Raw genomic sequence first — 14,523 nt, 5'->3', positions numbered from 1 at the left:
AACAAAGGAAACTGTAAACATGTCCGATGTCACCCAAGGCGGTCAATCCGCCGAAACGGCCAATACCACGCGTCGCAACTTACTCACGCTGTCTGCGGCCGCGCCAGCGGCTTTGGCGCTCGGCGGGGCCGCGTTTGGCCAGACTTCCGATGCCGGTGTATGCGTCCTGCCAGGATCGGGTCGGACCGCCATTGTGACCGGATCGTCGCGCGGCATCGGCGCTGCCACTGCACGTCGTCTGGCTCGCGACGGCTATGCCGTGACAGTGAATTGCCTGGTCAACACTGACCTGGCCGCGCAGGTTGTCAGCGATATCAAGGCGGCGGGCGGCCAGGCGACCTGGCTGCAGGCTGATGTTGCCGATCCGGCTGCTGTGCGCGCGCTATTCGATCTGACCGAGGAGACATTTGGTGGGATCGATGTTGTCATCAGCAATGCCGGCATCATGAACACGGCCACCTTTGCCGAGTTCACCGATGAGGCTTTTGATCGGATGTTCGCTACCAATGCCAAGGGGAGTTTCAATGTCCTGCGTGAGGCCGCGCGAAGGACACGTGACGGCGGCCGCATCATCACCATTGCCTCGACTTCGATCCGGGCACGGCGGGCCACCCATGGCGGTTATGCCGCAACGAAGGCAGTGCAAGAAATCTATGCCGGTTGCCTGGCAAAGGAGTTGGCGGGCCGCCGGATTTCGGTCAATGCGCTTGCCCCGGGGCCGACGAACACCGATTTGCTCGACGTTCCGCCGCCGCTACGGGCACAGGCCGCGCAGATGACACCCTACGGCCGTATTGGAGAGCCCGAAGATATTGCCAATGCCATTGCCGGTCTCTGCGCTGCCGAAGGTGAATGGGTCAATGGCCAGCTCGTCTTCGCGAACGGAGGGTTCTTCTGACGGCGAGACACCGCAGGACCGCCATCCAACGGCAGTTTCTTCCTCCATGGCCAGTTGCCAGACGTCCAATCTAACGTTGGGGGTTTGGCAACTCCCACCAAGATTCTCCCATCGACGATGTGTGATCCCGCACCGGGCAGGTTTGAGGGAAAGACGGTTGTCACAGGCAATCAAAAATCACGATCGGCCCGCTTGAATAAGAGTGGCGCTGGGAGAGGGAACGCGCGTCGGCGCGGGGCCACGATCACTTCAGACTGGATTTTCCGATGAAACGAATCTTTGCTTCTCTTGCCGGTATCCTGTTTGGCGTCGGAGTCGGAACAGCTGCCGCTCAGCAGACAGGGCTTTCCGAAGAACTCGCACGGCCGGTCCGGCTGATGACGCTGGAGCAGACCGACACGGCGATTAGCCGTGTCTTTTATGGTCGCGTTGCGGCGCGGAGCACAGTCGATCTTGCATTTCAGGTCGGCGGTCAGATTGAGCGGCTTATTGTCCTCGAAGGCCAAACTGTTCCGTCGGGTACACTCCTTGGGCAGCTAGAGTTGGTACCGTTCGACCGCGATGTCGCCGAGGCGCGTACCGAACTCGAGCAAGCGAATGCCGATCTGAGACGCGCCGAGTCGCTCGGCCCAAACGTCGTTTCGCAATCCCAGATTGATACCGTTCGCACTTCAGCGCGGCTGGCACAAATTGCTCTCGATGAAGCAGAAGATCAGCTAACTTGGGCTTCGCTGGTCGCACCATTCGATGCATTGGTGGCGCAGCGCCATGTCGAACCATTCAGCAACGTCTCCGCCGGAACACCGGTTTTGCGACTTCACGATATGAGCGAGCTGAGGGTCAATATCGCAGTGCCAGAGGTTCTGTTCCGCGAGGTCGGAGCAGACCCACACTACGTCGCCACTGCCAATCGGTTAGGTCGAAATGAAGAGATGCAACTGGCGTTTCGCGAAATCACGGCCGAAGCTTCGGAGTTTGGACAGACCTACGCAATTTCTTTTGTAGTCGTGGGCGGCGTGCCCGAAAATCTGCTGCCCGGTGCCTCTGTGGCAGTAACGATAACCCTATACCCACCAGAGGGTTTTCTTGGTCCAGTCGTCCCTGCCAGCGCCATCACTTATACAGCAGCGGGTGCCCCTCAGGTTCTTGTTTTCGAGGCATTTGAGGGCAGTGAGATCGGGCGCCTTGAAGCAAGGCCGGTGGCGCTAATGAGCCTTGGAGACGGGCGCTTCCGCCTGAACGAAGGGCCAGATTCAGGTGTCGAGATTGTGGCGGCAGGCGCCGCGCGACTGAAAGGCGGAGAGACGGTGCGCCGTTACGTCGGTTTGCTACGCGACGGTGCGAGCGAATGAACATCGCCAGGCGTTCCATAGACTCGGCCCTTCTGATCTGGCTATTGATCCTCTCCTGTATCTTCGGCGGATGGTGGGGCTATGCCAATATCGGTCGGCTGGAGGATCCTTCTTTCACGATCAAGGCGGCGGTGGTGACCACGACCTATCCGGGTGCCTCAGCTGCCCAAGTCGCCCAGGAAGTGACTGAGCCGCTGGAGTCTGCGATCCAGCAGATGGCGGAAGTTGATACGCTGACATCCACCAACATGCCCGGATACTCTCGTATTTCAGTCGACATCGTGTCCAGTTACCCCGGATCCGAGTTGTCGCAGCTTTGGGATGTTCTGCGCAGGCGGGTGAGTGATGCGTCCGGCGACCTCCCGGAAGGAGCAAATGCGCCCGTAGTCAATGATGGCTTCGGCGATGTCTACGGTCTTTATTTCGCTGTCACCGCGCCCGGGTTCAGCGATGCTGAGATTCATGAAATCGGAACTTTCTTGCGTCGTGAGCTTCTGACCATCGACGGTGTGGCCGATGTCCTGCTGGCCGGACTTCCCGAAGAAGCGATCTTTATCCAGCCTGATATGCCCATCGTGTCTAACCTCGGCATATCGCCGGACGCGATCGTCGGTCAGGTTCAAAGCGCTACCCGGGTCGTGGAAACTGGCTCGCTCCGGAGCGGAGACGGTAGGCTTCCATTCGACATGCCGGAAGGCACGGACAGCCTCGCCGCGCTGGCCGAACTGACCGTCACAATTGGCGATCAGGTCCTCCATCTAACAGATATCGCAGATGTATCCCGCGGCCGGGTCGAGGCTCCGCGCCAGATTATCCGATTCAATGGTGAGGAGGCCTTTACCCTCGGCGTTGCGGGAATTTCGTCACAGAATATTGTGACGACCGGCGAGCGTGTCGACATGCGCCTGGCCGAACTGGTTGAGGAACTTCCTCATGGTGTAGATGTTCACCCGATCTATCGGCAGCACGAAATCGTCGACCGTGCCTCGACCGATTTCGTGTGGAATCTTGCCGCTTCCGTCGCGATCGTGGTGGTCGTTCTGGCAATCTTCATGGGACTTCGTGCCGCAATCGTCGTCGGCGCGACCCTTCTACTGACAGTCGTTGGCACATTCTTCTTCATGGGGATCTTCGCGATCGAGATGGAGCGCATTTCGCTTGGTGCGCTTATTATTGCCATGGGCATGCTCGTAGACAACGCGATCGTTGTCGCCGAAGGCATGCAGGTTAAGATGCTTGCCGGTCGAAGCTCTCGAGACGCGGCCGACGAAGCCGTAGGGCGCGTTCAGATCCCACTGCTGGGCGCGACAGTGATCGGTATCATGGCGTTCTCCGGCATCGGACTATCGCCCGACTCGACTGGCGAGTTCTTATTCTCGCTCTTTGCCGTTGTTGGCATCTCGCTGCTGCTGTCCTGGGTACTTGCCTTGACGGTGACGCCGTTGCTCGCCCACTATTTCTTTCGTCGCGGCGACGGGGATGGCAGTGAGCAGTATAGCGGTCCAATATTCCGGGGCTATGCCAGAATGTTGCGCCTTGCGATCCGTGCGAGATGGGTCGTGGTTGCTGGCTTGCTCGGGACAACGATTTTTTGTTTCTGGGCATTTGGGCAAGTCGAAAGCCAGTTTTTCCCCTACTCCAACACACCCCAATTCTACGCCCACTACACGCTCCCGCGGGGCACAGATATTGCAACGGTCGCCGAACACATGGAACGTGCAGAGCAATGGCTGCTTGCGCGCGATGACGTCGCCTCTGTTTCGACGTTTCTCGGCAGTGGGGCCACACGCTTCATGCTGACCTATTCGGCGCACGAACCGATGCCGAATTATGGCCATTTCATCATTCGCACACGGGATGTCTCCCAGATCCCAACACTGCGTGTGGAACTCCGAGAATACGCGGCGGAGGTTATGCCCGAGGGCGAATTGCGGACAGAACGTCCCGCGTTTGGCCCCGGTGGCGGCGCCGCGATTGAGGCGAGGCTTTCCGGGCCGGACCCCGCTGTGTTGCGCGGGCTCGCACATAAGGTCGATGCCGCTATGGCTACGTCCAGCTCGGATGTAGTGGACCTGCGCACCGATTGGCGCGAATGGGAGCCGGTGCTGGTGCCCCAATATGCTACGAGGCGGGCACAGGCCGCCGGTTTGACACGGGCAGATGTCGCCGAGGCAATCCTAATGGGATCGGAGGGTGTTGCCATCGCCGTCTATCGCGAAAGGGACCGCCAGATCCCCATTGTAATACGCGGGCGGCACGCCAGCGATGCGATCAATGTCCTAAATCAGATCGTCTGGTCAGATGCGGCGGGGGGTATCTTCCGATGGGGCAGGTTATCGACGGGATCGCGGTCGAACCACGCAACACGCTCGTCTATCGCCGCGACCGCATTCCGACCTTAACGGTGGCAGCAGACGTCCCGCCTGGGATGAACGCCAGCGAGGTATTCGGTCAGGTGCGAAGTGCTGTTGAAGCTATTCCTCTGCCGCACGGATACGAACTCGCTTGGGGCGGCGAATACGAAAACAGCCAACAGGCGCAGTCGAGTCTTGGCCAGCGTTTACCTTTATCGTTTCTAGCCATGCTGCTGATTTCGATATTGCTTTTCGGTGCATTGCGACAACCGCTGATCATTTGGCTCTTGGTGCCCATGGCAGTGAATGGTGTCACGATCGGATTGCTTGGCACCGGGCTACCTTTTTCCTTCACGGCGCTTCTGGGCCTTTTGTCGCTATCAGGAATGCTGATCAAGAACGGGATCGTGCTGATCGAAGAGATCGACCTCATGCGGGACGAAGGCATGCCCCTGAAAAGTGCTGTGGTCGAAGCCTCCACCTCGCGCCTCCGACCCGTTGTCCTGGCTGCGGTGACAACCATACTGGGGATGGCACCGCTCCTGTCTGACCCGTTCTTTGCTTCCATGTCTGTAACGATCATGGGTGGATTGGCATTCGCTACCGTCCTGACACTGGTGGCCGCCCCGGTTCTCTACTGCGTGCTCTTCCGCGGGCGCGCGCCAGCGAAAGAAGAACACCGTAGCCAGTAAGTCGAGGCTTTTGCGGGCGCAATTGAGGCCGAGCGCGTGTACGCGGCCATGGCTAGATGTGGGCTGGATCCCTGATGCGTGGCCGCTCATGGGAGTAGGTGGCCTTCTACGACATCATAGGATCAGGCAAGTTTTTCCCGGTTTCGGGCAAACGGTCTTGATCGGGAGTTCGTATATTGGAACCGAAAAGACACGGTGGAGAGCCGTGCCGACGAAAACACCAAAAGCGGGAGCGCGACAATGGGGATCTACAGGACGGCAATCCGTAGAGCCGGAGTATTTGAATGGTTGCCCTGATGGTGAACGGAACGCCTGTCGAATTGACCGGTCTGGACGACAAGCCTCTGCTTTGGGTTCTGCGCGAAGACCTTGATCTATTGGGGCCGAAATACGGCTGCGGCATTGCGCAGTGCGGTGCCTGCCGTGTTCTGATTGACGGAGTGTCGACTCCATCCTGCGTGACCTTTCTGGGCGATCTCGAAGGGGCAAGTGTCGTAACCGTCGAGGGGCTGACAGGACCGGAGGATGCGCTTTCCATCGTGCAGCGAGCCTGGCTTGAAGAACAAGTCCCGCAGTGCGGCTTCTGTCAGCCTGGGTTCATTATTGCGGTAACGGCGCTGTTGGCCACCACGCCTCGCCCGACGGACGCCGAGATCGACGAAACGATCACCAACATCTGTCGATGCGGCACCTATCCACGCATCCGGCGCGCGATTCACCGCGCCGCCGACATGATGGCGGAAGGCTGAGGAGACCGTCATGCCGAAATTGCTTTCGAGACGCAGCTTTTTGCTAACCGGCGCGGCCCTTGGCGGCACCGCTTTAGTCGCCGCCATTGGCGGAGTCGGTTATCTCTCGACTGTCGATGTGGACGGGCTAGAGGGCCACCTTGACGGCGACCGCGCTGTTTTGAACGCCTTTGTCGTGATCCATCCTGATGGGCGGGTCGTTGTCAGCGTGCCGCGTACGGAGATGGGTCAGGGCATCCATACAGGCCTTGCGATAGTCGTTGCCGAGGAACTCGACATCCCGTTCGACGACAGGATCAGCGTCGAATTTCCGACCGAGCCGCTGCCGGCCTACTCCAATTGGTTCAACGTGCTGCAGGTGCGACCCGAGGAAGCCAGTGGACCGGCGGTTTGGCTGGGCCGGCGGGTGCTGGGACAGATGGGCTTTATCGCAACTGGGGCATCGGCCTCAACGATGGGGCTGTGGCATCCAATGCGCGTGGCCGGCGCTGCAGCTCGCCAAATGCTACTCAGCGCCGCTGCGACGCGGTTTGATGTGCCGGTCAGACAGCTGACGACCGCCGATGGGTTTGTCCGACATGAAGCTACTGGTCAAAGCTTTTCGTACGGCGAGCTCGCCCGAGAGGCCGCGGTTCTACCGCCGCCGAGCGACCCTCCATTGAGACCGGCTTCCGAATGGCGATTGATCGGTCGGTCGCAGCCGCGGGTCGATTTGCCTGCAAAGGTTCGCGGTGCCCCTGTGTTTGGCATGGATGTCGTTCTGCCCGATATGCTACAAGCCTCTATTCGCCAAGCCCCTGTTTTTGGAGCGGAAGTTCTGCGCATCGAGAATGAAGCGGAGGTGCGCGCAGAACCCGGTGTGCGCGATGTTGCCATAGTCGGTGGACGCCATGTTGCCGTGGTCGCGGACTCCTGGTGGCAGGCTGAACAGGCGGCGACACTTCTGGATGTCACTTGGACGGCAACGGGCGCCGACGGCGTCTCCAGCGCGGAGATGTCGGCACGGTTGCAGGATGCGTTGGGCAGTCCAGAACCCTATGAGAACATAGATGATGGCGATTTCGATGCGGTCGCTGCGGGCCGATCGGGACCGCTGATCGAGGCAGAATATGGAGTACCGTTTCTAACCCATGCTTGCATGGAGTCGATGAATGCGACTGTTGTCATCCGCGATGATGGTTCGGCGGAGGCCTGGGTGCCGTCCCAGTCGCCCATGGGCGTGCGGACAGGGGTGCGTACCGGAACCGGCTGGGCCGGAATAGAACCCGACAAGATCATCTGTAATATCACCATGAATGGTGGCGGCTTCGGGCGGCGTAGCGACCAGGATGTGACCGCGCAGGCGGCGTATCTGGCGAGCCGCCACCGGGGGCGACCGGTCAAGCTGATCTGGCCGCGCGAAGAGGATGTTGGTCGTGGACTCTACCGAAGCCATGCGGCGGCGCGCTTGCGGGCGGTTCTGGGTGATGATGGTTTGCCAGTCGCCTATGATGCCATGGTCGCAGCGCAGTCGATCATTGCCTCAGTTGCGGAGCGAAACTTGCCCTTCAACCCAGGTCCCGATGGCGATCGTCTTTCCGTCGAAGGGTTGGACAAGCTCTATTACGCCATCCCGAACCGGCGGATGCGTAGTCAGAACGTACCCAGCCATATGCCGATTGGCTTTTGGCGATCAAACGGCTTTTCGTTCAACACGTTCTTCACCGAGAGCTTTGTCGATGAGTGCGCGCTGGCCGCAAGTGCTGACCCGCTAGCCTATCGCCGCGCGCTTCTCCGCGAGAGCCCTCGCCATCTCGCCGTCCTCGATCGCGTGGCAGAGCTCTCCGGTTGGGGTACGCCTATGACTCCAGGACGCGGCCGCGGCATCGCCATCGAGGAATGCTATCGCAGTGTAGTGGCGCAGGTTGTCGAGGTTACTGTGGCCGAAGATGGTGAGCTCACCGTGGATCGCGTATTCTGTGCACTTGACGTGGGCTTGGTCTTCAACCCTGACGCCGTAGTGGCTCAGATGGAGGGCGGCATCATCTTCGGCGTGACGGCCGCATTGATGGGCCGCATCACCTTGGACGGCGGCTCGGTCATGGAATCGAACTTCCACGATTATCCGATGCAGCGCATGGCCAACGCACCTGCGGTCGAGGTCTCGATCGTGGATAGCGGTCTGCCGCCGGGCGGCGTTGGCGAGCCCGGTGTCGTGCCGGTAGCCGGGGCAATTGGGAACGCGATCTTCGATGCGACCGGCCGGCGCCTGCGGTCGCTGCCGTTTGCCAATACTGAATCCATTGGCGAGCAGCGCATACGCACCGTTCTCCGCCCCGGCAGCACCTGATGCTCGCCAGCACAAGTAATAGCAACTAACTCCCAACCCCAGCTGGACTTATCAATATGTCAAATCGACTTAGAATCTTGGTCACTGTTGTCATTCTTTCATCGGGGATGTCTCCATTTTGGCCGTCCCTTAAAGTCCATGCACAAGGCGTACCGGAGGACGCGATCATCGGAACCTGGGCCAGCGAGAACGGCAATCTGATCATCAGAATGTACGACGCCGGTGATACCTATGCGGCCCGGTTCATCTACGGCGCCCTTGTGGTTGAGGCCGATGGGACGACGTTGAAGAAGGACGAGATGAATCCCGATCCTTCGCTCAGGTCCCGGTCCTTAGCGGATGTCGACTTTGTATCTGGCCTTGTCTGGAACGCTGGTGAGCAGCGCTGGGAGGATGGTGTGATCTATCAGGCCAATGCGGGTCGAACAGGTTCAGCGCGCGCAACAGTTGAAGGCGATACTCTTCGTTTAAGGGCATATCGTGGTGTGCCGATGGCAGGCGCTACGATCGTTTTCAAACGGCGCGCGGAATGACGCACCTGACCGACTGAGTATTCACGCCGTTTCGAGGCGACGCCAGCGGTACCTCTCGATCACCACTGAAACAACTGCGGAGCGGCGCATACGGAGCGTTCCGCCACGACATAGAGAGCACTTGCCGCCACAATTCGGAAGACTTCCGAACTTCGCAGTGACGGCGGAAGCGTCCCCATACATGCCGGCGAATGCGACCCCGGCCGCCGATGCAAGAGGATCTGCCTATGGATCTAGACCCAGTAGGTACAGCTATGGCGTGGATCAGCGCCTACGGCCTTTTCGGCCTTTTTGCCATCGGTTTGGCGGAGCGCTTCGTGCCGGTGATGCCGTCCTACGGAGTGCTGATGGCGGTAGGTATTGGCGCAGCGAGCGAGTCTTGGTCGCTGCCAGCCGCGTTCCTCGCGACGGTCGCGGGCAGCGTATTAGGTTGCGCCGTCTGGTTTCACACCGTCCGGAGACTTGGCGATGCACAATCGACGCGCCTCCTCACTAGGGCGAGCGGTCTTTTCGGAATGCCGGCTGATCGCATTGATCTCTGGATCGTCTCCTTCCGCCGAAATCAGATCGCGCTCGCCTTCGTTTTACAGCTTGTGCCAACGATAAGGCTGTTCGCGCCGGCATTCGCGGCCTTTCTGCGCGGGAACTCGCGTATCGTCTTGGTCGCCACAGGGGCAGGTGTTGCGGTCTGGAACGGTCTCTTCATCGGCATCGGATTCTATGCTTCGTATTCGATTGAGACGTCGAATACGACTGTTCTCGCACTGATTACGCTCAGCTGCCTGTTCGTGCTGGAGGCTGTGTTATTCTGCATCGCTCGACGGGTCCGAGCCCGCCCGAACTTGAATGCTCTGTCACGCGGGACTTGGCGACCGCTTTCCGTACTGCGCTGTCGGTCGTGCCGCCGCTCCGGTGCAAACAGTGTTCGAGATCAACTCCTATGAAACAAGAACGCGTGGCCGATGCATTCGGCTTCTTTCAGGCGTGGTTCAAGGACCCTTTGCGCGTCGCTGCCGTTGCGCCGTCAGGCAGATCTCTCGCCAAACTCATTACGAGTGAAATCGATGTCGTCCACGCGCCGGTACTAGAACTCGGGCCCGGAACCGGAGTCTTCACTCGAGCGCTGTTGGATCGTGGGCTCGCCCAGAAGGATCTGACGCTCATCGAGTTTGGGCAAGAGTTCGCGATACTTTTGGAGCAGAGGTTCCCAACTGCGCGTGTCGTGCAAGCAAATGCTGCGAGTCTTTCCAAACTTCAGTTGTTTCCGCATGCTTCGGTCGGTGCGATTGTCAGCGGCCTGGGGCTTCTATCCATGTCGCCGCGTATGGTGATTGCGATCCTTCAAGGCGGTTTTGCGTATCTTCGACCGCAAGGGGCCTTCTATCAGTTCACCTACGGCCCCCGTTGTCCCGTACCGCGGCCCATCCTGGATCGACTTGGGCTCAAAGCCCGCCGCATTGGCGGAACAATGTTCAACGTCCCGCCCGCCTCCGTTTATCGGATCACACGCCGCGGCTCCCGGAGCCCGGTCAAGCAGATTTCTTCCATCGCATTGGGCTCGCGATGAATGCCACCACCGTCATTGCTGCCGCTGGCGCTTCGACGCGAATGGGGGCGAGGACAAGCTGTTGCGGATTGTGGACGGCTATTCGGCTGAGCTGGTCGTGCCCACCGTCGGAGACTTGAACTATGCGGCCCGAAGCGCCTCGGTCAGGAGCTCGACATTTCATCTTCGTAGTTTCGGGCAACTCTTTGCCAGCTTTGGGCACGCAGATCGCGAACGGAATGTACAGCTAACGATCACGGCAACGGAAAGGGAACCCTGCCCATGAAAAACCAGCCACCGCTGCGCGAGCGTGTGTCCCCCAGGGCCCGAGCGATATGTCCCGGTTGGAGGTCGTTCGCGTTCGAGGTCTCCGGTTCCACCCACATCCAGAATCGCGCCGGTGCGGCGCGCGCCGAATGGTTCGTTGGGGGGTCGCGTTCTGCTGGACTGGCCCGCCGACCTGCGATTTGGGTCGGTACAATGCTCCTCGTATTGTCCTCCGGCCTAGTGGTGCTGCCGGCGCGGGCGCAGACTGCCGATGGCGAGCGCCTCTTCCAACAACGCTGTGCATCTTGCCACAGTCTAGACGAAGGGGGTCGCGGGGCCGGTCCCTCGCTTTCCGGCGTGTTCGGGCGACCCGCCGGGAGCGTCGAAGGTGCCCGATATTCTCGCGCTCTGGAAGAGTCAAACCTCGTCTGGGACGCGCCGACGCTCGATGCATTTCTTGAAAACCCTCGAGGCACCGTTCCGGGCACAGTAATGGCCGTCCGCGTCACGGACCCTGCGCAACGGGAAGCAATCATCGACCTTCTCCGAGACCACGAGACCGCCGAGAAGTCCGAGTGAAGACGCTGAATCGGAAGTGCTTCAACGCAAAAACAAAACAAAGGGATCCAATATGGTTAGTCTGAACGTGAATGGTCGAACGGTAGAGATCGACGTCGCTCCCGACATGCCGCTGCTCTGGGCGCTTCGGGACGAACTGAAGCTAACCGGGACGCGCTATGGTTGTGGTGCGGGAATGTGTGGCGCCTGCACCGTACATCTGGACGGAGAAGCCATGTTCTCCTGCCAGATCTCGGTCAAGGGTGCCGAGGGGAGCGCGATCACCACGATCGAGGGCTTGTCGGCCGAGGGGGATCACCCCTTGCAGCGGGCTTGGGTCGCCGAACAGGTTCCGCAATGCGGCTACTGCCAATCCGGCCAGATCATGCGCGCGGCCGCGCTGCTGGCCCGCTCGCCCCAGCCCAGCCACGATGAGATCGTGGATGAAATGTCGGCCAACCTCTGCCGCTGCGCCACCTATTCCCGGATTGTTCGAGCGGTTGAACGCGCCGCACAGGAGGGTTGAATCATGGAAAGATCACTCCTCAGCCCGACAAGGCGCGGATTTCTCGGAGGCACGGGGGCATTGACGTTCGCGCTCCTGAGCAGTGGCGGCGTTGCTGTCCTGGGCCGTCAGTCCGGGGCACAACCGATGCCCGACGGGCAGATTAACGCCTGGGTTACCATCACGCCTGATGACCGTACCAAAATCATGTTCGGCGGTGCCGAAATGGGTCAGGGTGTCAACACATCGCTTCCTATGATCGTCGCTGAAGAACTGGATGCGGACTGGAGCACTGTTTCCACCGAACAGGTCGGGAACGACCTTGCCGGAGTCTACGGAAACCCTGCCATCGGCGGCATTCTTTATACGGCCGGGAGCTATACGGTGGGAGGGTATTTCACCGGTTTGCGTCGCGCCGGCGCCCAAGCCCGGCAGATCCTGAGGCAAATGGCTGCTGCGCACTGGGGCGTTTCCGCGGAAGAAGTTACGACCCGACAGGGCACGGTTCTGCACGAAGCCAGCGGACAATCGATGCGCTACGGCGAAGTCGCTTCTCTTCCCGTGCTCGCGACGACAGCCGGAGAAATCGCTGAGGATAGCCTCAAGTCGCGTTCCGAATGGTCAATCATCGGCACCGATGTGGACCGTCTCGACATCCCGGACAAGACCACCGGGGCGACGCAGTATTCCATTGATGTCAATCTGCCGGACATGGTCTACGCCGTCCAGCTTCTGGCCCCGGTCGAGGGCGAGACGCCGACGATCAATTCGGATGAAGCGGCCCGCGCCGTCGACGGCGTCATCGACGTCATCGCCCTGCCGAATTCCGTCAATGTTCTGGCACGTTCGTTCTGGGCGGCCCTCGCCGGTCGCGATGTCCTGGATGTCACCTGGTCCGAGACCTCGCTGTTCCGTAGCGCCGATAGCGAAACGGAACTCGAGAATCTTGCTGCCGTCGTGGACGACTTGGACGCCGACTCGGTCGTCTGGGAGGCCCGTGGAGAGGAGATTTCGGACTATTCGGCGGATGGCGTCATCACCCGGCATTACACGACGGAGCACGTCTACCACGCCCAGATGGAGCCCCTGAACGCCGTTGCCTCGGTCGACGCAGACGGCTCGGGTGCTGAAATCTGGTTGGGCACGCAGAGTCAGACCGTATCGGTCGCCGTGGCGGCCGCTGTCTTGGGAACCACGCCCGACCGTATCCGACTGAACGCCATGCAAATGGGCGGAGGCTTCGGACGGCGGACGTGGTTCGCCCGAGAATTGCTGCGCGATGCTCTGATCCTGTCCCGTTCCAGTGGTCGACCGGTCAAACTGGTCTGGACCCGTGAGGACGACGTCAAGCAGGGCTGGCTGCGAGCAGCGACAGTCCATCGGTTCGACGCGATCCTCGACAACGAAGGAACACTGAGCGCCATGCGGCACCGCATCGCCGCGCCTTCGACCTTCCAGTTCGTTCAGCCTGACAGGTGGGACCCCGATGTCGGTCGGGATCCGTTGATCATGGAGGGAAGCGAAACCAGGGACTACGACATTCCCGCCTTTCGCGCGGAACATCTGCTGATCCCGCGCGCGTCCCGGCTCTCGGCGTGGCGCGGAATAGGCTGGGGGCCGGTATGTTTCGCCCGTGAATGCTTTATCGATGAACTCGCGGCACAGGCCGGATCGGACCCTGTGAGTTTCCGGCGCAAGCTGCTGGCGAACTCACCGCGCGGCCTGAGCGTCTTCGACGCTGTTGTGGCAATGTCTGACTTCGGCAACGCGCCGGAAGGCAAAGCACACGGCATTGCTTTTGCCGGCTATAAGACAGGTTTCGCCTCAGGCGTGGCGGAGGTGTCCCACGAAGGCGGGCGCATCCGTGTCCATCGCTTCTGGGCGGCTGTCGATCCGGGCCTTGTCGTTCATCCCCAATCCTACCGTTCGCAGGTCGAGGGCGGGATTCTGTTCGGCATCTCCACAGTCCTGTCCGAAAGGTCTTCCTTCACCGGCGGACAGATCGATCAGAGCAACTTTTACGACTACGAGCCCATCCGAATGTATGACGTACCGGATATTGAGATACGGCTCATTGACTCAGGCAATCCGCCGAGTGGCGGGGGCGAGATCGGTGTTCCGATGGCCGCGCCGGCGGTCGCAAATGCGCTGCGGGCGCTGACAGGGAGCGCTCCGAGCCATCTACCGTTTTCCAGCGGTGCGTGACTTGGTTCGCATCCTTGAACGGTAACGCCAGCTTATGGCCAGACGCTGTCATTTCGTCTACTATCCTGCTTGCTGAGCCGAAGGGTGCAGCAGATCTTCGGACGATTTAGAGACTTCTGGCAGGGCACGGACAGCGGGGATGAATGCTCGAGCTATCGCCGCCGTTCCATTAAGGGGATGATCCTCGTCTCTCTTGTCGGGGTGTTGACGGTCGGGAATCGCAAACCCGCTCCGGGCGGCTTAGTTGCCCGGGGCGGGGCTAGCCAATATCGAACTAGCGACGCACGGCCCCAAGGATTGCAGCCATTTTAAGAAGAGCCTTGAGTCTGACAGCTTCAACGGCGACCTTGAGGCCCTGGGGTAAGTTGATCAACGGCACCGGTTCGCTGTCCACGTCCACTACCCTGACAGTTCTTCCATACTCGGTGAACACGCAGATCGCAATCTTTGCCGAGGTACGTCCCATCCTCCATAAAAATTTAATAGGGGAATGGGAGTTGTACGTGCGATATCCGGCAACCAGTAACGGTAATGC

General features: G+C 60.1%; 12 protein-coding genes. All 12 read left to right on the top strand.

What is annotated here, in order from left to right:
- Positions 1-19 precede the first annotated feature (19 nt).
- The gene (locus Ga0080574_RS09750) at positions 20-898 is read left to right on the top strand and encodes an SDR family oxidoreductase (RefSeq protein ID WP_076698035.1); all 879 of its coding nucleotides are present in this window, start codon (positions 20-22) and stop codon (positions 896-898) included.
- A 266-nt stretch (positions 899-1,164) separates the two neighbouring features.
- On the top strand, positions 1,165-2,250 hold the full coding sequence (locus Ga0080574_RS09745) for an efflux RND transporter periplasmic adaptor subunit (protein WP_076698032.1): 1,086 nt from the start codon (positions 1,165-1,167) through the stop codon (positions 2,248-2,250).
- Entirely contained in the window at positions 2,247-4,652 is a 2,406-nt protein-coding gene (locus tag Ga0080574_RS09740) for an efflux RND transporter permease subunit (RefSeq protein ID WP_335743523.1), read from the top strand. The genes Ga0080574_RS09745 and Ga0080574_RS09740 overlap by 4 nt, the downstream gene beginning before the upstream one ends.
- Positions 4,574-5,296 carry an efflux RND transporter permease subunit gene (locus Ga0080574_RS26845; RefSeq protein ID WP_335743522.1) on the top strand — a complete coding sequence of 241 codons (723 nt, stop codon included), beginning with the start codon at positions 4,574-4,576 and terminating at the stop codon, positions 5,294-5,296. The genes Ga0080574_RS09740 and Ga0080574_RS26845 overlap by 79 nt, the downstream gene beginning before the upstream one ends.
- Positions 5,297-5,580: 284 nt before the next feature.
- Positions 5,581-6,045: a (2Fe-2S)-binding protein gene (locus Ga0080574_RS09735; protein ID WP_076698029.1), complete on the top strand. Its 465-nt coding sequence runs from the start codon at positions 5,581-5,583 to the stop codon at positions 6,043-6,045.
- Positions 6,046-6,055: 10 nt separating this feature from the next.
- Entirely contained in the window at positions 6,056-8,374 is a 2,319-nt protein-coding gene (locus Ga0080574_RS09730) for a xanthine dehydrogenase family protein molybdopterin-binding subunit (protein ID WP_076698026.1), read from the top strand.
- A 56-nt stretch (positions 8,375-8,430) separates the two neighbouring features.
- On the top strand, positions 8,431-8,907 hold the full coding sequence (locus tag Ga0080574_RS09725) for a DUF2147 domain-containing protein (protein ID WP_076698023.1): 477 nt from the start codon (positions 8,431-8,433) through the stop codon (positions 8,905-8,907).
- A 254-nt stretch (positions 8,908-9,161) separates the two neighbouring features.
- Complete coding sequence (locus tag Ga0080574_RS09720) at positions 9,162-9,851, top strand: DedA family protein (RefSeq protein ID WP_076698021.1); 690 nt, start codon at positions 9,162-9,164, stop codon at positions 9,849-9,851.
- Positions 9,848-10,474: a class I SAM-dependent methyltransferase gene (locus Ga0080574_RS09715; RefSeq protein WP_076698019.1), complete on the top strand. Its 627-nt coding sequence runs from the start codon at positions 9,848-9,850 to the stop codon at positions 10,472-10,474. The genes Ga0080574_RS09720 and Ga0080574_RS09715 overlap by 4 nt, the downstream gene beginning before the upstream one ends.
- A 261-nt stretch (positions 10,475-10,735) precedes the next feature.
- The gene (locus Ga0080574_RS26920) at positions 10,736-11,299 is read left to right on the top strand and encodes a c-type cytochrome (RefSeq protein WP_380659028.1); all 564 of its coding nucleotides are present in this window, start codon (positions 10,736-10,738) and stop codon (positions 11,297-11,299) included.
- Positions 11,300-11,351: 52 nt separating this feature from the next.
- Positions 11,352-11,804, top strand: a complete 453-nt coding sequence (locus Ga0080574_RS09705) for a (2Fe-2S)-binding protein (RefSeq protein WP_076698016.1) — start codon at positions 11,352-11,354, stop codon at positions 11,802-11,804.
- 3 nt (positions 11,805-11,807) lie between these two features.
- Positions 11,808-13,988: a xanthine dehydrogenase family protein molybdopterin-binding subunit gene (locus Ga0080574_RS09700; protein WP_083716804.1), complete on the top strand. Its 2,181-nt coding sequence runs from the start codon at positions 11,808-11,810 to the stop codon at positions 13,986-13,988.
- The last annotated feature ends 535 nt before the right edge of the window (positions 13,989-14,523 follow it).

The sequence above is a fragment of the Salipiger abyssi genome, from assembly GCF_001975705.1.
In the GTDB taxonomy this organism is placed as follows: domain Bacteria; phylum Pseudomonadota; class Alphaproteobacteria; order Rhodobacterales; family Rhodobacteraceae; genus Salipiger; species Salipiger abyssi.
The sequence above is the reverse complement of the archived record's forward strand: the minus strand, read 5'-3'. Positions and strand labels throughout refer to the sequence as shown.